The sequence below is a fragment of the Micrococcus sp. Alg238-R198 genome, assembly GCF_900537135.1.
In the GTDB taxonomy this organism is placed as follows: Bacteria; Actinomycetota; Actinomycetes; order Actinomycetales; family Micrococcaceae; genus Micrococcus; species Micrococcus luteus.
In genome coordinates this window covers 25,681-43,867 of sequence record NZ_UNRH01000009.1, presented here as the reverse complement: position 1 = coordinate 43,867, position 18,187 = coordinate 25,681, and the positions used below count along the sequence as shown (strand labels likewise).

18 protein-coding genes are annotated in these 18,187 nt (G+C 74.4%); 6 read left to right on the top strand and 12 right to left on the bottom strand.

The annotated features are described in order from the left end of the window. Positions 1-24: 24 nt before the first annotated feature. Complete coding sequence (locus G6R13_RS09275; protein WP_123244417.1) at positions 25-1,656, bottom strand: amidohydrolase; 1,632 nt, start codon at positions 1,654-1,656, stop codon at positions 25-27. Positions 1,657-1,827: 171 nt separating this feature from the next. Next, on the bottom strand, positions 1,828-3,006 hold the full coding sequence (locus tag G6R13_RS09270; RefSeq protein WP_020627041.1) for a cystathionine gamma-lyase: 1,179 nt from the start codon (positions 3,004-3,006) through the stop codon (positions 1,828-1,830). A gap of 61 nt (positions 3,007-3,067) precedes the next feature. Here G6R13_RS09270 and G6R13_RS09265 point away from each other — a divergent pair, with 61 nt between their 5' ends. Next, positions 3,068-4,816: an ABC-F family ATP-binding cassette domain-containing protein gene (locus tag G6R13_RS09265; protein WP_036315586.1), complete on the top strand. Its 1,749-nt coding sequence runs from the start codon at positions 3,068-3,070 to the stop codon at positions 4,814-4,816. Between the two features lie 45 nt (positions 4,817-4,861). Here the strand turns inward: G6R13_RS09265 and G6R13_RS09260 are convergent, their stop codons facing one another. Continuing rightward, the gene (locus tag G6R13_RS09260; protein WP_020627043.1) at positions 4,862-5,311 is read right to left on the bottom strand and encodes an SRPBCC family protein; all 450 of its coding nucleotides are present in this window, start codon (positions 5,309-5,311) and stop codon (positions 4,862-4,864) included. A 104-nt stretch (positions 5,312-5,415) separates the two neighbouring features. On the opposite strand from G6R13_RS09260, the gene G6R13_RS09255 reads away from it, so the two are divergent. After that, positions 5,416-6,153 carry a Pr6Pr family membrane protein gene (locus G6R13_RS09255; RefSeq protein ID WP_020627044.1) on the top strand — a complete coding sequence of 246 codons (738 nt, stop codon included), beginning with the start codon at positions 5,416-5,418 and terminating at the stop codon, positions 6,151-6,153. 7 nt (positions 6,154-6,160) lie between these two features. Here the strand turns inward: G6R13_RS09255 and G6R13_RS09250 are convergent, their stop codons facing one another. From G6R13_RS09250 to G6R13_RS09230, 5 genes are all read right to left on the bottom strand, one after another. Continuing rightward, entirely contained in the window at positions 6,161-6,991 is an 831-nt protein-coding gene (locus tag G6R13_RS09250; protein WP_123243966.1) for an alpha/beta hydrolase, read from the bottom strand. Between the two features lie 188 nt (positions 6,992-7,179). Next, positions 7,180-7,707 (bottom strand): hypothetical protein, encoded by a 528-nt coding sequence (locus tag G6R13_RS09245; protein WP_036315583.1) that lies wholly within the window; start codon positions 7,705-7,707, stop codon positions 7,180-7,182. An 11-nt stretch (positions 7,708-7,718) separates the two neighbouring features. Beyond that, positions 7,719-8,309 carry a DinB family protein gene (locus G6R13_RS09240; RefSeq protein WP_010079843.1) on the bottom strand — a complete coding sequence of 197 codons (591 nt, stop codon included), beginning with the start codon at positions 8,307-8,309 and terminating at the stop codon, positions 7,719-7,721. 98 nt (positions 8,310-8,407) lie between these two features. Next, the gene (locus G6R13_RS09235; RefSeq protein WP_123243967.1) at positions 8,408-9,952 is read right to left on the bottom strand and encodes an alanine/glycine:cation symporter family protein; all 1,545 of its coding nucleotides are present in this window, start codon (positions 9,950-9,952) and stop codon (positions 8,408-8,410) included. Between the two features lie 139 nt (positions 9,953-10,091). Beyond that, complete coding sequence (locus G6R13_RS09230; protein ID WP_036315578.1) at positions 10,092-10,988, bottom strand: MerR family transcriptional regulator; 897 nt, start codon at positions 10,986-10,988, stop codon at positions 10,092-10,094. A 167-nt stretch (positions 10,989-11,155) separates the two neighbouring features. On the opposite strand from G6R13_RS09230, the gene G6R13_RS09225 reads away from it, so the two are divergent. Both G6R13_RS09225 and G6R13_RS09220 read left to right on the top strand, forming a co-directional pair. After that, the gene (locus G6R13_RS09225) at positions 11,156-12,283 is read left to right on the top strand and encodes a YeeE/YedE family protein (protein WP_123243968.1); all 1,128 of its coding nucleotides are present in this window, start codon (positions 11,156-11,158) and stop codon (positions 12,281-12,283) included. 52 nt (positions 12,284-12,335) lie between these two features. Continuing rightward, positions 12,336-12,563: a sulfurtransferase TusA family protein gene (locus G6R13_RS09220; protein WP_002855519.1), complete on the top strand. Its 228-nt coding sequence runs from the start codon at positions 12,336-12,338 to the stop codon at positions 12,561-12,563. Between the two features lie 43 nt (positions 12,564-12,606). Here the strand turns inward: G6R13_RS09220 and G6R13_RS09215 are convergent, their stop codons facing one another. Then, positions 12,607-13,668 (bottom strand): zinc-binding dehydrogenase, encoded by a 1,062-nt coding sequence (locus G6R13_RS09215; protein ID WP_123243969.1) that lies wholly within the window; start codon positions 13,666-13,668, stop codon positions 12,607-12,609. Positions 13,669-13,930: 262 nt separating this feature from the next. Here G6R13_RS09215 and G6R13_RS09210 point away from each other — a divergent pair, with 262 nt between their 5' ends. Both G6R13_RS09210 and G6R13_RS09205 read left to right on the top strand, forming a co-directional pair. Next, positions 13,931-15,433 carry a long-chain fatty acid--CoA ligase gene (locus G6R13_RS09210; RefSeq protein ID WP_159833605.1) on the top strand — a complete coding sequence of 501 codons (1,503 nt, stop codon included), beginning with the start codon at positions 13,931-13,933 and terminating at the stop codon, positions 15,431-15,433. Between the two features lie 42 nt (positions 15,434-15,475). Continuing rightward, the gene (locus G6R13_RS09205; protein ID WP_152744220.1) at positions 15,476-15,688 is read left to right on the top strand and encodes a DUF6226 family protein; all 213 of its coding nucleotides are present in this window, start codon (positions 15,476-15,478) and stop codon (positions 15,686-15,688) included. A gap of 243 nt (positions 15,689-15,931) precedes the next feature. Here G6R13_RS09205 and G6R13_RS09200 read toward each other — a convergent pair whose 3' ends face one another. The 3 genes from G6R13_RS09200 to G6R13_RS09190 are packed head-to-tail and all read right to left on the bottom strand — an operon-like array spanning position 15,932 to position 18,142. Next, entirely contained in the window at positions 15,932-16,219 is a 288-nt protein-coding gene (locus G6R13_RS09200; RefSeq protein WP_233569907.1) for a hypothetical protein, read from the bottom strand. 30 nt (positions 16,220-16,249) lie between these two features. After that, a complete protein-coding gene (locus G6R13_RS09195; RefSeq protein WP_123243973.1) occupies positions 16,250-17,137 on the bottom strand; it encodes a polysaccharide deacetylase in 888 nt (295 codons plus the stop codon). A 30-nt stretch (positions 17,138-17,167) separates the two neighbouring features. Further along, positions 17,168-18,142, bottom strand: a complete 975-nt coding sequence (locus tag G6R13_RS09190; protein ID WP_123243974.1) for an asparaginase — start codon at positions 18,140-18,142, stop codon at positions 17,168-17,170. Positions 18,143-18,187: the final 45 nt, after the last annotated feature.

Here is an 18,187-nt window from a genome sequence, read left to right as displayed (position 1 = left end):
GTCGCGGGGCACCGGGGCCGGGCGTCACAGCCCGCCGTGCACGAACTCCCCGCCCACGGCGGTGGCGACGACGTCGATCGCCGCGATCTGATCGCTCGGCACCGCGCGCGGGTCCTCGCTGAGCACCGTGAAGTCCGCGAGCTGGCCCGCGACGAGCCGTCCCTTGCGGCCGCCCCAGCCGGTCGCCTCCGCGGAGCCGACCGTATAGGCGTGCAGGGCTTCGGCCACCGTGAGCCGCTCCGCGTCCGGGCCGTACTGCTCGCCGGTCTCGGTGCGGCGCAGCACGAAGTCCTGGATGACCTCCAGCGGGCGGCCGCCGGCCACGGGCCGGTCCGAGCTGCCGGGCAGCACCAGGCCCGCGCGCAGCAGCCGCCCGGCCGGGTACGAGAGCGCGGCCCGCTCCGGCCCGATCCGCTCCCGCACCGACCCGCCGAACGCGCTGATGAAGTTCGGCTGGGTGGCCATCACGACCTCCAGCTCGGCCATGCGGGCCACCTGGTCGTCGCGGACCACCCCGCCGTGCTCCACGCGGTGCGGCATCACGGGCCGCCCGAACCGGCCCCGCGCCTCGGCGATCACGTCGAGGGCGAAGTCGAGGGCGGCGTCGCCGATCGCGTGCAGGGCCAGCGCCCAGCCGGCGGCCGCCGCACCGAGGCACGCTCGGCGCATCTCCCCCGCGTCCTGCTGTAGGTAGCCGCGGCCGTGGCCGTGGCCGCAGTAGTCCTCGGTCATCGCGGCGGTCTGTCCGAGCATCGACCCGTCCGTGAACACCTTCGCCGGCCCGATCTGCAGCCACTCGTCGCCCACGCCCGTGCGCACGCCGGCGTCGAGGGTGAGGTGCGTGCCGTCGTCGGGATGGCCGTCCACCGGGTGCAGCGCGTCCAGGGTGACCATCGTCTGGAAGCGGGTGCGCAGCAGCCCCGCGTCCCGGGCGCGCTGATACGCGCCGAACTCGAGCGGGCTGTGCCCGATCCACCCGCCGGCCACCCCCGCATCCGTCACCGAGGTGATGCCCTCGGCCGCGTACTCCTGCGAGGCCCGCGCCAGGCACGCGCCGATGTGCTCGTGGGACTCCGGCTGCAGCAGCCGGGTCACCAGGCTCATGGCGGTCTCCTCCAACAGGCCGGTGGGCCGGCCGGCGGCGTCCGTGAGGATCCGCCCGCCCTCGGGCTGCTGCAGCACCTGCTCCCCCACGCCGGCCAGGACCAGCACCGCCCCGGACACCGTGACGGCGTGGCCCGTGTTGTGGCGGATGAGCACCGGGCGCCCGGAGGCGGCGGCGTCGAGGCCGTCCCGGTCCGGCTGGGGGCCGGTGAGGTGGCCGGGGTCGAAGCCGGTGCACGTCACCCAGGCGCCAGGGTCGAGCTCGGCGGCGCGGGCGCAGACCCGGCGGTGGACCTCCTCCGCGGTGCGCGCGCCCTCGAGGTCCACGTCCAGCCGGGACTGGCCGAACCAGACGCTGTGCGCGTGGGCGTCGTTGAACCCGGCGAGGACGGTGCGCCCCCGCGCGTCGAGACGTTCGCGCGTCGCGAGGCCGTCCAGCTGCTCGTCCACCCCGACGACGACGCCCCGCCACACCCCCAGCCGCGAGGCCGACGGGCGGGCGGGGTCGCCGGTGATGAGGCGGGCGTTCTCCACGATCAGGTCGAGCTGCATGGGGGCGGGTCTCCTGGGGTGGGGCGGCGGGGACTGGTTCGCGAGCGTAGCCGGGACGCGGGTCAGGGTGAGGTCTCGGCGGCGCTCACTTTCAGGGCCGAATACGACTCTCCCGGGCCCCAGAGCCCCCGGGAGAGTCGTATTCGGCCCACAAAGTGCGGAGGGCGCGGGTCAGGCGGTCGGCCCGCCGCCCGCGGCGGTCATCGCGCGTTCCAGGTCGGCCAGCAGCTCGGCGGTGGGCTCCACGCCCACGGACAGACGCACGAAACCGTCCGGGACGTCGTCGCCCCAGCGGGCGCGGCGCTCGGCCGCCGTGTGCGTGCCGCCGAAGCTGGTCTGCGGCACCACGTACTGCGCCGCGGCGATGAACCGCTCGGCCGCCGCCGCGTCCGCGAACCGCAGCCCGACGAGGCCGCCCGCCGCCGTCATCTGACGCGCCACGACCTCCGCGTCCGGGTGGTCCGCCAGCCCCGGGTAGACCACGGCGCGCACCGCTGGGTGGCCCGCGGCCAGCTCCGCGACCGCCTGCGCCGAGGCGCACATCCGGGCGAAGCGGACCTCGAGGGTCTCGAGACCGCGGTGGATGAGCCAGGCCTCGTGGGTGCCCAGGATCCCGCCGGCCAGGGTCCGCCAGCCGCGCACCCGCGCCATCACCTGCGGGTCCCGGCTGGCCACGTGCCCGCCGAGGGCGTCCGTGTGCCCGTTGACGGCCTTCGTGTCCGAGGCCACGACCACGTCCGCCCCCAGCTCCAGCGGGCGCTGCCCCAGGGGGGTCAGCAGCGTGTTGTCCACCACCACGAGGGCCCCCGCGCCGTCCCGGCGGCCGTTCGCGTGGGCGCGGGCGGCGACGTCCGCCAGGTCCGCCACGCGCAGCCCCGGGTTGGAGGGGGTCTCCACGAGCACCAGGTCGTAGCCGCTCAGGTCCGCATGGGCGAGCCCCTGGGTGGCGACCAGGTCCACGTGCACGCCTCGGGGCGTGAGGTGCTCGGCGGCGAGGGCGCGGGTGGGCCCGTAGCCGTCCGCGGGCAGGAGGGCGCGGTCCCCCGGGTGCAGCAGGGGCAGCAGGACGGCGGCGATCGCGGCCATGCCGGAGGGGACCACGGCGACGTCGGCGTCCTCCAGCGCGCCCAGGGCGGCCTCGAGCGCGGACCAGGTGGGCGTGGCCCAGCGCGCGTACTGGAAAGGCACGTCCGCGCCGGGGGCGGTGGGGGCGCCGTCCGGGTCCGCGCCGGGCAGGTGGAACGCGCTCGCGTGGACCAGCGGCGGGGAGATGGACTCCCCCGGGGCCATCCCGTGGGCGCGGTGGTGCAGGACGGTGCCGAAGGCGGGCGGCGGCGGGGCGGCGGACATGGCCCCGAGCGTAGTCCCGACCCCGGACGCGGCAGCGCGCCCCCTCCCTAGACTGGCGGACATGACCTCCGGCCCTCCCTCCCCCGCCCTGCCCGCCGGGCCCGCCGCCCACCTGCGCGGCGAGCACCTGACCGTCTCGCTCGGCGGGCACCGCGTGCTCACGGACGCCACGGTGCGGATCAACGCCGGCTCGCGGCTCGGGATCGTGGGTGAGAACGGGCGCGGCAAGACCACGCTGCTCCACGTGCTCACGGGCCGGATCACGCCCGACGTCGGCCGCGTGACGCGGGCGGGCACGCTCGCGTTCGTCCCGCAGGCGCTGCGGGCGCGGGCCGACGGGCGCTCCCGCACGGTGGGCGACCTGGTCCGCGACGCCCTCACGGGCCCGCACGCCGCACTCGAGGCCCTGGACGCCGCCGCGGCCGCCCTGGCCGAGGCCCCCGACGACGCCGGCGCCGGACACCGGTACTCCACCGCGCTGGAGCGGGCCCACCTCTACGACGCCTGGGACGCCGGCCGGCGCGTGGACATGGACCTCGAGGGGCTGCACGCGTGCACGGACCGCGAGCGCCCCCTCACATCGCTCTCGGTCGGCCAGCGCCACCGGGTGCGCCTGGCCGTCACCCTCGGCTCCCGGCCGGACCTGCTGCTGCTGGACGAGCCGACCAACCACCTGGACGACGTCGCCCTGGACTTCCTCACCCGCCGGCTGGTGGAGCACCCGGGCGGGGTCGCCGTCGTCAGCCACGACCGCGCCCTGCTGCGCGCCGTGTGCACCGACATCGTGGACCTGGATCCCAGCCAGGACGGGCGGCCGCGGCGGTACTCCGGCGGGTACGCCGGCTGGGCGAAGGGGCGCCGCCGCGCCCGGGCCGCCTGGGAGCAGGAGTACGCCGAGCAGAACGCCGAGCGCGAGCGGCTGGAGCTGGCCGTGGAGGACGCGCGGGAGCAGATGCAGGGCTCGTGGCGGCCCCCGAAGGGCACCGGCAAGCACCAGCGCTCGAGCCGGTCGGCGGGGATCGTGCAGATGTTCAACCGGCGCTTCGACGAGCTGGAGGCGCACCGGATCACCGTGCCCGAGCCGCCCCTGCGCCTGGACTGGCCGTTCGCGGACATGCCCGACGGCGACCCGCGGGACGGCGCGGACGCGGCGGCGGGCACGGCGGGCGGGCCGGGCACGGCGGGCGACGACGTCCTGCTCACCGCGGACGCCGTGCGCGTGGCCGGGCGGCTCGAGCAGCCGATGGGCGCGGCCCTCGTGCCGGGCGGCCGCGTGCTGGTGACGGGCCCGAACGGGGCCGGGAAGTCCACGCTGCTGCGCGTGCTCGCCGGGGACCTGGAGCCCACGAGCGGCTTGGTGACCGTGGGCGCCGACGTGCGCGTGCGCCTCGTGGCGCAGGAGACCCCCGCGTGGGACGAGGAGCGCACCGCCGCCGCCGTGTTCGAGGAGCACGTGCGCCGCGTCGGCGCGGACGAGGCCGGCGTCGACGACCTGGGCCGTCCCCTGCCGGCCCCCACGCTGCCCTCGCTCGGGCTGCTCACCGCCGAGGCCGCGGACACCCCGGTCGGACGCCTGTCCCAGGGGCAGCAGGCCCGTCTGCACCTGGCGATGGTGCTCATCGAGCGCCCCCACGTGCTGCTGCTGGACGAGCCGACGAACCACCTCTCCCCCGCGCTCGTGGACGAGATGACCGAGGCCCTGCAGGTCACGGAGCAGGCCGTCGTCGTGGTGACCCACGACCGGCAGATGCTCGCCGACCTCGCCGACTGGCCGCGCGTCGAGCTGCGGACCGACGCCGCGGCGGTGTGAGGCGGGCGGGGCCCCTGGCCACAGGCCCGGCCCGGCGGTCCGCCCTCAGAGGTGCGCCCGGCACAGCCGCCGCAGCGCCACGCGGGCCGGCAGTCGGTAGGCCAGGGCGACGACGGCGGGCCCGTGGACCGTCAGCCCCGCCCGGGTGCCGCGGGGGGTGGCGGTGAGGTCGTGCGTCATGGAGACCGCCGTCCCGGCCACCCGCACCGTCCACCGCCAGGTGCGGGCGTCGTCGTCGACCTCCTCGACCACGAACGGGACGCGCAGCCCCAGGGGCGCGTGGACCACGCCGCGAAGCCCGGCCCGCAGCCGGCGCCGTGGCGCCTCCACGGCGCGGATCTGCGGAGCCCACCGCGGCCACAGGCGCAGGTCGGCGTAGCGGGCCCAGGCCACGTCCACGGCGGCGGGCCCGGTCGTCGTCACGCGGCGGAACTGTCGGGGGCGGCGCGCGCGCCTCGCGCCGGCGGGGGTGCGGGTCCAGGGGGTCCGGATCATGGTGCCGAGCGTAGGGTCCGGACCGCCGGCCGGGACACGCCCGCCGGCCCGAGCGGCTCGGCCAGTGCACCGGGGGCGGCGTCGCGCTCCGGCAGGATGGGCGCATGACCCTCCCCACCCCCTCCGGCCGCTGGACGACGACGGCGCGGCCTGCCTTCGCCGTCGCCGCGGCCCTGTCCCTGGGCGGCAACCTGCTCTCACTGTGGATCGGCTCGTGGAAGTCCTCGGACCTGCCGGCCGACGCGGGCTACGCGGGCGTGCTCGAGGGCGGCTGGGAGCACATGCTCAACCAGCCCACGTACTTCACGTTCCTCTCGAACTTCCTGGTGGGGCTGACGTCCCTGCTGCTGGCGCTGCGCCTGCACCGGCCGGGCACGCTGTTCCGGGTGCTGCGGGTGACGGGGGTGGTGTGCATCGTGATCACGGGCGTGGTGTTCAACGTGCTGCTGCGGGACGCCGACCCGATGACCGCCGTCGAGCGGTTCAACGACACCCTGCAGCACATCGTCACGCCGATCCTCACCCCGGTGCTGTGGGCGGTCTTCGGGCCGCGGCGGCAGATCACGTGGCGGGTGGTGTGGTTGTCCACGCTCATCCCGCTCGCCTGGCTGGCGTTCACGCTGCTGCGCGGGCCGTGGCTGGACTGGTACCCGTACACGATCCTGGACGTCCCGCGGCTGGGCTACGACGGCGTCGCCGTCTACGTGGTGGCGATCCTCGTGTTCTTCGTGGCGGTCGCCGCCCTGCTGCGGGTGGCCGACGGCCTGCTGGCGCGGGCCGGCGTCGGGGTGGGGGCGGGCGCCGAGGCGGAGGCCCGGGTGGAGGCCCGTCCCTCCCCCTGACCCCGCCTCAGTCCGACGCCGCGCGGCCCACCTGCACCGCCCACGCGCGGACGAGCGCCTCGGCGACCTCCTGCTGGTCCAGGTGCACGTTGTGGCCGGCGGCGTCGAGCGCCGCGTAGGTGGCGCGCGGGTAATGCTCCAGGAGCCCGGCCTGGTCCCGGTAGCCGACGAGGTGGTCCTCCCGGCCGGTGAGGATCAGGGCGGGCCCCTCGAACGGCGGCGCGGCCTCCTCCGGCACGGCGTCCAGGACGTAGCGCGCGGACAGGCGCTTCAGCGCCTCCTCGTCCACGGCGCGGACGCCCGGCAGCGCGTGCTCGCGGAACCGCTCCCACGTGTCCCGCGTCAGCCGCGGGGACATCTCGAGGAACGGGGCGGCGTCGTCGGGGTCGAGGGTAGACATGAAGGCGTCGTCGCGCTCGCGCACCACCAGGTCGGTGCGGGTGCGCCGGTCCTCGTCCGGGTCGACGACGGGCGCGAGCAGCCCCAGCCCCAACACCTGCGCGCCGAACTCGGCCGCCACGTGCCGGGCGAGCAGGCCGCCGAGGGAGTTGCCGAGCACCGCGAACGGCCGCTCGCCGACCTCCGCGCTGATCCAGTCCACGAGCCAGGCGGCGAGCTCGGGGAGGCCGCCGTCGTCCTGGAGGGCCGAGGTCCGGCCGAAGCCCGGCAGGTCCACGTAGATCCGCTCGACCTCCCCGGCCTCGGCGAGGGCGTCGTCGAGCGGCAGCAGCAGCCGGTGGTCCACGCTGTTGCCGTGCACCGCGATCAGCGGGACGCCGGAGCCGCGGCGGACGACGTGGGGGTTCTCGGGGGTGTGCTCGGATGTGTGCTCGGTCATGGGTCCGAGCGTAGGGCTGAGCGCGCGGTGCCGCCCTCTCCCCGCCGCCCTCTCCTCGCCGCCCTCTCCCCGCTGCCCCCTCCCCACCGCTTTGCGGGCCGAATGCGACGCTCCCGTGCCCGATTCAGGGGCTCATCCGTCGGATTCGGCCCACAAAGTGCTCGGCCGGGCCGCCCGGTGCCGGCCGGTCACCAGAGCAGCTGGTCCCCGCGGATCTGCGTCTGGAGTCCGTCGATGCGCCCGAGCACGGAGACCTGCAGCAGGGCCGGCCAGGCGTGCACCACGAGCCCCAGGGCCACCGCGACCACGCCCCAGACCGGATGCCCGACGGCCGCCAGCGCCACGCCCGCCACCGCGTGCAGACCCGCGGAGGCGGCGTGGCTGACGAGGGAGCCCACGGCGGCGGTGCGGATGCGCCGCAGGTCGGCCCGGCCGGTGATGCGGCGGCTGATGGCCGCGTTCCAGCCGACGGCGCCCAGCTGCCGGGAGAGCCAGTCGGTGCGGACCCGGCGGGCGAGATCGCGCCAGCGCGTGTCCCGCCTCCACGGCCGGTCCACGAGCTGCCGCGAGGGCTCCCCGTAGAACGGGCCGAACCCGAAGGTCCCCACCGTGAGCACGCCGACGAACAGCCCCGGCGCCGTCGGCGCCATCAGCACGAAGGCGGACATCAGGGCGGCGACGGTGAGGGCCAGACCGGCGAGCGAGCGGGGAGTCATCACCGCGGACGCTAGCGCACCGGGCCCGCACCCCGGGCGATCCCCTCGAGCCGCCGCACGTGCGCGGCCCACCGCTCGGCGTCCCAGCCGGGCAGGTTGTCCCCGGGGCCGCGCAGGCCGGCCTGCCCGTCGATCCCCTCGCGCAGGATGTCGGCGTGGCCGGCATGGCGGGCCGCGTCGAGGGCCACGTGGGAGAGGATCTGCGCCAGAGTCACCTCGGCCAGGTGCGCGGGCCACCAGGGGACCCGCCCCCGCGCGTCGAGGACGAGGGCCTCGATGGTCGCGTCCGCGTGCGCGAAGCATCGCCGCGCGTAGTCGAGGACGTCCTCGAGGGTCTCGTCCTCGGCGGCGAACAGGTCCGCGCCGTCCTCCTCGCCCACCCCCGGCGCGTCCCAGGGCAGGGGGATGCCGGCGGGGCGGCCGAAGACCTCGCCGAAGTACTCGAGCTCGCACGTGGCCGCGTGCTTGAGCAGGCCCAGCAGGTTGGTGCCGGTGGGGGTGCGGGGCAGGCGGACCTCCCGCTCGGGCAGGCCGTCCAGCTTCGCGAAGAGGGCGTCGCGCTGCCGGCGCAGCCCCTGATGGAGGATCTCCTTGTGGTCCATGGGGTGAGCCTGCCGGGATTCAGGCCGCGCGGACGGCCCTGGCCCGTGGCCCGACGTCGTCGCGGACGTCCGGCGCCCCGGGCCGCCGTCGTCGGTCCTCAGCCCTCCCGGCGCGGGACCACGGTGATGGCCCGGGTGTCCGGGGCGGTGTCGGCGACGTGCTCCATGGCGCGGTCGAGGTCGCCGGTCTGCTGGTACGCCGCGTGGATCTGCTCCCACAGGCGGGCGTTGCGGACGCCGATCGCGTGCGGATCCAGCACGGGTTCCTGGCCGGCGCGGCGCTGGCGGTCGTAGTCCTTGAGCAGCCGGATGGCCACGGGGCTCAGCAGGATGAGCGCCACGATGTTCACCCACGTGTAGAGGCCGACGCCGAAGTCGGCGAACGCCCACACGAGGGCCGAGCTCTGCACGGACCCGAACACCATGGAGCCGGCCAGCAGCAGCCGGGCGATCGCGATGACCGCGCGCTGCGCCGTCTTGTTGGGGATGAGGTAGGCGACGTTCGTCTCCGCGTAGAACGCGAAGGAGAGCAGGGTGGTGAAGGAGAACAGGAAGACGGCGATCGCCACGAAGGACGGTCCGAAGGCGGGCAGTGCCTCGTCGATGGCGATCTGGACCCATGCCGGGCCCTCCTCGACGCCGGGCACGTGCTCCGCGAGGAGGCTCTCCTCGTCCGGGCCCAGCACGTTGAAGCTGTTCGTGGCGAGGATCATCAGGCCGGTCATGGTGCAGACGAACAGGGTGTCCACGTAGGCGGAGAACGCCTGGGCCAGGCCCTGCTTCACGGGGTGGGAGACGTGGGCGGCCGCCGAGGCCTGGGCGCCCGAACCGGTGCCGATCTCGGTGGAGTACACGGCACGGCGCACGCCCCACGCGACGGCGGCGCCGAGGATGCCGCCGTAGACCGAGTGCAGGCCCAGCGCGCTGGAGAAGATCAGCCCGAACATCGCGGGGACCTGCTGCCACATGAGTCCGACGACGAGCAGCCCCACCAGGATGTACGCGCCGGCCATGAACGGGACCACGAGGCCCACCGTGCGGCCCAGGCGGTGCATGCCACCGAACACGATCGCGCAGAACAGCACGGCCATCCCGAGACCCACCCACAGCGGGTTCCAGCCCCACGCCTCGGTCGTGGCGGCGGTGACGGCGTTGGCCTGGATCTGCGGGCCGGTGAAGACCGTCGCGAACACGGTGGCCGCGGCGTACGCGACCGCCAGCCACCGCCAGTTCCGGCCGAGCCCCTCGAGGATGTAGTACGCGGGCCCGCCGCGGTACTCGCCGCGGACCTTGTGCTTGTAGAGCTGCGCCAGCGAGCTCTCCACGAGCGCCACGGGGGCGCCGAGGATCGCCGTCACCCACATCCAGAACAGCGCGCCCGGGCCGCCCAGGTAGATCGCGGCCGCGACGCCCGCGATGTTGCCGACACCGATGCGCCCGCCCAGGGCCATGGCGAACGACTGGAACGAGCTGATCCCCGCCGACGACGATCCTCCCCTGACCAGCTGGCCCACCATGTCCCTGAGCAGCCGCACCTGGGGAGCCGCCATGCGGATCGTGAAGTACAGGCCTAGGGCGAGGAGCCCGACGACCATGGGCAGGCTCCACATGATCGAGTTGGCGGCGGTGACGAACTGCTCCATGGCTTCTTCCCAGGTCGCGGACAGGATCCGTGCACTCCATCACATTCGGGCCACCCCGGGCACCCCTGAGCCCCCGGGGGGTCTGTGTGAGACCGGCAGGGTCGGCCGGCCAGACACGCCGTGCCGCCCCCGCACCGGCTCACCCCTGCCCCGCTCCCGCCTCCTCCCGCACCGTCACCGCCAACTCGACGTGTCCGGCCTCCGGGTCCACGAGGATCTGGCGGATCTCCGGCGCGGCGCCGGCGTCGTCCACGTCGAACGCGTCCATGAGTCCCAGCAGATCCGGATGGGGCAGCGCGCCGCCGGGGGCGTCGTCGAGGAGGTCGACGTCGCCCGCATCGGCCCGCACGTCCACGTACCGCTCCACACGGCGTGGCAGTGTCCCGGTCACCACCTCGTGCCCGTCGACCCTGAGGCCCGCGGGAGCCGGACCGCTCAGCGGGACCGCCAGGACGGTCTCCACGACGTCGGCGGCGCCCGGCACCGGACGCAGCGCCGTCCACAGCGGCCCGGCCGGTGCCGGCCCCGCCTCCGCGAGCGCCTGGAACAGCATCGCGAAGGCGGCGTTCGCGCGCTCGGTGGTCCCCTCCTCACCGGCCTCGTCCAGGGCCACCCGCTGCACGACGCCGGCCCACGGCGTCGGCCCGACCGTGCGTTCCGCCACGGGGCCGGGACGGGCGGGGCCGCCGTCGTCGTCGGGATCCGGGGCCGCGTAGACACCGGCGGCCGCGAGCGCGAGCGCGCGGTCCTCGAGGTCGCGGCGGCGTCGCAGCTCGGCCGCGTGTGTCTCGAGCCGCGCCGGCAGGGAGGCGGGGTCCGCGAGGACGGACCGGACGTCGTCGACCGTGAGGCCGGCCGCCCGCAGGACGCGGATCTGTGCGGCCGTCCGGATCTGGGCGGGCGCGTAGCGGCGGTAGCCGGAGTGGGCGTCGACGTCGGCGGGGGCGAGGAGGCCGCGCTCGTCGTAGAAGCGCAGCGCCTTCGCGCTCAGTCCGGTGGCGAGGGCGAACTCGCCGACGGTCATCAGGGGGCTCATGGGGCGACCTTTCTCTCAGGTGATCCCAGCGTGGGCGTTCCCCCAAGGGGAGGGTCAAGCGTCGCCCACGGCGCCCCCGCGCGTCGTCCCCGGCACAGTCCTCCGACTGTTACCCCGCACGTCCTGCCCGGCGCGCGGGCCCGGCCGCACCCTGTCTCATGGCAGGCATGATCATCACCGGACTCCTCCTCGGCCTCGTCCTGGGCTTCGTGTTCCAGCGCGGACGCTTCTGCGTCACGGGCGCCTTCCGTGACCTGTTCACCATCCGGTCCACCCGATGGCTCACCGCGTTCATGGTGATCGTGGCCGTCCAGTCGGTGGGCGTGTTCGCCCTCGACGCGCTCGGCGTGATCACCCTGGAGGCGGAGACGTTCCCGTGGCTCGGCACGATCATCGGCGGCCTGATCTTCGGCTTCTCGATCGTGCTCGCGGGCGGCTGCGCCACCGGCACGTACTACCGCGCGGGCGAGGGCCTCGTGGGCTCGTGGTTCGCCCTGATCTTCTACATCGTGGGCGCCACCGCGTTCCGCAAGGGCCCGCTGGCCGGCACCACCGAGGCCGTCCGCTCCGTCGAGACGCAGACGGGCTCGTTCCAGCAGCTCACGGGGCTGTCCCCGTGGGTGTTCGTGGCGCTGCTCGTGGCCGGCGTCGGCCTGGCCGTGCGTCATCACCTGCGTCGCGAGGCAGCCATGACCCGCTTCCGCCTGCCCGCCGCCAAGACCGGCCTCGCGCACGTGCTCACCGAGAAGGCGTGGCACCCGTTCGTCACCGCCGCGATCATCGGCGTGCTGGCGATCCTCGCGTGGCCGCTCTCCTGGGCGACCGGCCGCGAGTCCGGTCTGGGCATCACCGGCCCGTCCGCGAACATCGGCGCGTTCCTCGGCACGGGCGAACTCGAGCTCGTGGACTGGGGCGTGCTGATGGTGACGGGCCTGCTGATCGGCTCGTTCATCGCCGCGAAGGCCTCGGGCGAGTTCCGCGTCCGCGTGCCCGACGCGCAGACCACCGTCCGCTCGATCATCGGCGGCCTCGGCATGGGCTGGGGCGCGGCGTGGGCCGGCGGCTGCACCATCGGCAACGCGATGGTGAACACCGCGACCTTCAGCTTCCAGGGCTGGACCGCGCTCGTGTTCATGGTGCTCGGCACCGGCCTGGCGGCCAAGCTCTTCATCCTCAACCACCGCGGCAAGGGCACGACGCCGGTCCCCGCCTCCGGCTCCGGCCTCACCTCGGCCGAGGGCGCGGCGGCGGACGCCGGGGCGGCCCGCCCCGTCAAGCTCACGCCGATCGGCTGAGCCGGCCCGCCCGCGCACGATCTCTGACCACCGACATCAAGGAGAGAACATCATGGCGAAGCACCTGCTCGAGACCGACGGCCAGGTCTGCCCCTTCCCGCTCGTGGAGGCCAACCAGGCGATGCAGCAGATCCCCTCCGGGGACGAGCTCGTGATCGATTTCGACTGCACCCAGGCCACCGACTCCCTGCCCCGCTGGGCCGCGGAGAACGGCCACGAGGTCACCGACTTCGTGAAGCGCGGCGCCGCGGAGTGGACGATCACCGTGAAGAAGGGCTGAAGGGCGGAGGAGCCCCTCGGCACCTCCGCCCGCCGCGGGGGGCTCAGACCTCCAGCAGCACCTTGATCTCGCGGCGCTCGTCCATGGCCCGATACGCCTCGGCGGCGTCGTCGAGCGGCATGCGCGCGGTGAACACACGGCCGGGCTGGATCTCACCGGACTGGATGCGCTCGATCAGCTCGGACAGGAAGCGGCGGACGGGGGCGGGCCCGCCCTCGAGGTGGACCTCCCGTGCGAAGAGGTCGGAGCCGTCGAGGGTCTGGTCGTGGGAGACGCCCACGAACCCGAGGTACCCGCCGGGGCGCACCGAGGCTAGGGCCTGGTCCATCGAGCCCTGCGTGCCGACGGCCTCGCACACCCCGTGCGCGCCGTAGCCGCCGGTGAGCTCGCGCACCTGGGCGGCGCCCTCCTCGCCGCGCTCGGCGATCACGACGTCCGCGCCGAACTCCCGGGCGAGCGCGGCCCGATCCTCATGGCGGGAGAACACGATGACCTGCTCCGCGCCGAGGGTCTTGGCGGCCAGGACGGCGCACAGGCCGACGGCGCCGTCGCCGACCACGGCGATGGTCTTGCCGGGGCCGGCCTGCGCGGCGACGGCGGCGTACCAGCCGGTGCCGAGCACATCCGAGGCGGCGAGGTAGTCGGCCAGGCGGTCCGGGTCCGAGGGCTCGCCCCCGGGCACCTTCACGAGGGAGCCGTCGGCGAGCTCGACGCGCATGTACTGCGCCTGGCTGCCCGTGTACTCGCCGGCGTTGACGCAGCGGGACTGGTAGCCGGCCTGGCAGATCTCGCACGTGTTGTCCGAGAGCATGAAGGAGCCGATCACGAAGTCGCCGACCTCGAGGGTGGCGACGTCCTCGCCCTTCTCCACGATCGTGCCGACGTACTCGTGGCCCATGCGCCGGTGGTCGACGTCGTTGTGGCCGCGGTAGGGCCACAGGTCCGAGCCGCACACGCACGCGGCGGCCAGCTTCAGGACCACATCCGTGGGCTGGGCGACGCGCGGGGTGTCCACCTCCTCCACGACGACGTCGCCCGGCGCGCGCATGACGACCGCCTTCATCGTCTTGGGGATGGCAGGGGTGGCGGGGGTCTGTGCGGTCATGGTCTGTCCTCCGGTCTGGCCCGGCGGTCCGGGCGGTGTGCGGGGACCAGTCTTGCGCCCCTGAGCCGTGGAGACGACACATCGGCGACGCGGGCGGGGCCGGTGGATGACCGCGCGCCAGCGACATCACCGCCGGGCAGAACCGCGGTGATGTCGCTGGCGTGAGGTTGGCCGACACACCCCACTCGGCTCACAGCGAACGAGCACCGCCGGGCGTTACGCTGTGGTTCCCATCACATCCGACTCCCCTCGGAGGCCCGTCGTGACCCTCACCCTGCCCGCCCGCCTCGAGCGCACCGCCGCCGAGCATCCGAACTCCACCGCCCTGATCCTCGGCGAGAACCGCATGACATACGCGGAGCTGCAGGACCAGTCCCAGCGTCTGGCCGGGCTCATGCGGCAGGAGGGCATCGGCCCCGGGGACCGCGTGGCGCTCATGGTGCCGAACATCCCGGCGTTCCCGGTGGTGTTCTTCGCGGCCCTGCAGCTGGGCGCCGTCGTCGTCCCGATGAACCCGCTGTTCAAGCGCCGCGAGATCGAGTACTACCTGGAGGACTCGGGCGCGTCGATGCTGTGGTCGGTGCCGTCCGAGGAAGCCGTGGAGGGCGCCCGCGAGCGCGGTGTGCCGCTGCGCACCCTCGGCGAAGACGGCCTCGCCCCGCACCTCGCGGAGAGCCCCGGCCCGGTGACCGAGACCGTCGAGCGGGACCTCGAGGACGACGCCGTCATCCTCTACACCTCCGGCACCACCGGCCGCCCCAAGGGCGCCCAGCTGACCCACCGGAACATGGGCACCAACGCGGACACCGCGGCGGAGACGCTGATCCAGCTCCAGCACGGGGAGACCGTGCTCGGCTGCCTGCCGCTGTTCCACGTCTTCGGCCTCACGTGCGCGCTCATGGCGCCCGTGACGATGGGCGCCAGCCTGGCGTTGATCCCCCGCTTCGATCCCGCCGTGGCCGCGCAGACCGTCAGGGAGCGCGCGGTGGACGTGTTCATCGGCGTGCCCACCATGTACGGGGCCGTGCTGGCCGCGGCCAAGGACCATCCGGAGGACCTGGCCAGCCTGCGCCTGGGCGTCTCCGGCGGATCCGCCCTGCCCGTGGAGCTGCTGCGCCGCTTCGAGGCCACCTTCGACTGCGAGATCCTCGAGGGCTACGGCCTGTCCGAGACCTCCCCGGTGGCGTGCTTCAACCATCCGGGTGAGGAGCATCAGCCGGGCTCGATCGGACGCGCCGTCCGCGGGTGCGAACTGCAGCTGGTGACGCCGGACGGGGCCGTCGTGCCCGAGGGCGACGAGGAGACCCTGGGCGAGGTGTGGATCCGCGGGGAGAACGTGATGAAGGGCTACTGGGGCAAGCCGGAGGCCACCGCCCAGGCCATCACCGAGGACGGCTGGTTCCGCTCCGGCGACCTCGCCCGGCGCGATGCCGCGGGCAACTACTACATCGTGGACCGCACGAAGGACATGATCCTGCGCGGCGGGCTCAACGTGTACCCGCGCGAGATCGAGGAGGTGCTCTACGAGCACCCGGCCGTCGCGGAGGCCGCCGTGGTGGGGGTGCCCCACCCGGAGCTCGGCCAGGAGGTCGCCGCGCACGTGGTGCTCGCCCCCGGCGCGCACGCCACGGAGGAGGAGCTGATCCAGCACGTGAAGTCTCAGGTGGCCCCCTACAAGTACCCGCGCACCGTGACCGTGCGGGACGGGCTGCCCAAGACCGCCACCGGCAAGATCCTCAAGCGGGAACTGGCGCCGGCGGAGTGAGCCCGGGGTGGCCGCCCGGGCCGGACACACGGTGAGCCTCCCATGACGGCCCTGCCGCGCCTACGGGCGGAGGTGGCCCGGCGGTACGCCGCCCTCGACCTGCCCACCTGGCCTGGCCCGCACCCGGACGGCGCCCCACCCCGGGAGGAGGAGTACTCCCGGGTGACCGACCCGCAGCGGTATCGGATCGCGGCCGCCCGGCGTCGACGGCGCCTCCCCCTGGTGGCTGCTGGAGACGGACGTGCCCCAGGATGACGACGACGGCGGCGTCCTGCCGGTGATCCGGGTGGCGGTCGGCGCCCCGGGGTGGCCGTTCGAGGCGCTCACAGACGCCTGCCGGGACCTGGCCGCCAGCGGCTGTCCGAGGCTGCCGCGCGGGACCGAGGCGACCGTGCGGGCGGGGTGGTTCCCGGAGACATGAGGGGGCGGCGGTGGATTCGGCATGACCTGTCGATCGCGACATGACCTGACGGCAGACCCCAGGTCGTGTCGCGGCCGTCAGGCCGACCTGCCTCGGGCGCGGGCCACCATCCCCGCCGTCACAGCCGCCACAACCTCCCGTGGTGGCTCGGCCCCGGCCCAGTCCCCCGCGGCGCCGCCCTCGAGGCTGGCGATCAACCCCTCGACGTCGGCGTGGTGCTCACCGCGCCCCGAGCGGCGGATCAGCGTCCAGGCGTCCCCCTCGAGCGTGAGTCGACACCCCGGGGCGAGCTCGCCGCGCAGCCGCGCCAGGGCCCGCCGTTTGAGGCCGTGCTCGTTGAGGAACGCTGTCGTCGGGGACGCCACCCCGCGTCCGCACGCCCCGCACATCCGCGCTCAGCGGAGCTCGCGGGGGAACCGGCGGGCGAAGTCCGCGGCCACGTCCTTCATGAACGCGAACTCCACGCCGTTGTGCCCCTGGATGTGGTCGAACAGCCGCTCCAGCATGAGCAGGTTCTGGGGGCGTCCGGACACGTCCGGGTGGATCGTGATCGGGAAGACGGCGTAGTCCATCTCGCGGTGCACCCAGTCGAACTGGTCCTTCCACAGCTGCTCGATGTCCCGCGGGGAGACGAAGCCGTGGCTGTTGGGGCTGGACTTGATGAACATCATGGGAGGCAGGTCGTCCAGGTACCAGGACGCCGGGATCTCGATCAGGTCGGTCTCTTCGCCCCGGACGAGCGGCTTCATCCACTCGTGCGCGGACGCGGCCTCGTAGTCGATCTTCGTCCAGCTGTCCCCCACACGCACGTAGTACGGGGTGTGGTCGTCGTGCATGAGCGAGTGGTCGTAGAGGAAGCCCCGCTCGAGCAGGATCTCGTTGGTCACCTTGGAGAACTCCCACCACGGCGCCACGTAGCCCACGGGCTTGGTGCCCGAGCGGCGCTCGATCAGGTCCGTGCAGTAGTCCAGGATCTCGGTCTCCTGCTGCCGGGTCATGGCAATGGGGTTCTCGTGTGAGTACCCGTGCACGCCGATCTCGTGACCGGCGGCGACGACGGCGTCGAACTGCTCCGGGAACGTCTCGATCGAGTGCCCCGGCCAGAACCAGGAGACCGGCAGCTCTCGCCGCTGGAAGAGCTGCAGCAGACGCGGTACACCCACCTCGCCGGCGAACAGGCCGCGGGAGATGTCGCCCGGGGAGTCCTCGCCGCCGTACGAGCCGAGCCAGCCGCCGACCGCGTCCACATCGATGCCGACGCTCACGTAGATCTTCTTCGCCATGGGGGTTCCTCCTCGGAATCGTGGGTGGGGTCAGCGCAGCCGGGTGAACCGCGCCGCAAACTCGTGGGGATCCGGACGATGTGCCAGCAGGGCGGCGGCCAGGATGCGGGCCTGGAACGGCGGCAGCTCGCCGGCCGCCACGGCACCGGCGGCCAGGATGTCCGCGCCACCGCCGCTGCCGTAGACGCCGAGGACGGGGCCGGCCAGGGTGCGGGTCGCCAGCACGACGGGCACCCCTCGCGCGACAAGGTCAGCCACCGCCTCCGCGTGTCCGGGCCCGGCGTTGCCCAGGCCAGTGCCGGCCAGCACGATGCCGTGGGCGCCGCGATCGACGGCGGCCGGCAGGGCCGCGGGGTCCGCGCCCGGGTACGCGGTGATCAGGTCGACGCGGACGCCGTCCAGCCCGGAGTCCGGGAGGTCGAGGGTGCCGGGTCGATGCGGGCGGGCGTGCAGGCGGAACTCATCCCCGTGCGTCGTGCCTACGAGCGTGCCGCCGGTGAACGGCTGGCTGACCATCGTGTGCCCCTTGCGGGTGCCGCGTGCCGAGAGCAGCACACCGTCGAAGGCGACGAGGGTGCCGAGTCCGCGAGCGTTCGGGTGAGCGGCGGCGAGGACGGCCTGGCGGAGGTTGCGGGGACCGTCGGTGTCCGGGTGGTCGGCAGCGCGCTGGGCGCCCGTGAAGACTACGGGGGTGTCCGTGCCGTTCAGCAGGTCCGCGAGGAACGCGGTCTCCTCCATGGTGTCAGTGCCGTGTGTGACGACGACACCGTCGATGCCGGGGTCTTCCGCGCGCTCGCGTGAGACGCGGGCGATCGTGGCCAGCTCCGGCAGTCCGAGCCGGTAGCTGCCGACCGTCATCACGTCCTCGCTGGTGACCTCGACGTCGGCGGCCGCGTCCATGCCCTCGAGCAGGACCTCAGCGGAGTCCCCGGCCGTCGCCCCGGACCCCTCGCCAGAGCGCGAGGCGATCGTGCCACCGGTGGCAAGGACGTGGACGCGGGTCATTGGGGGGCTCCTTCGGTCATGGCCCGACCCTCTCAGCGGCGGGAG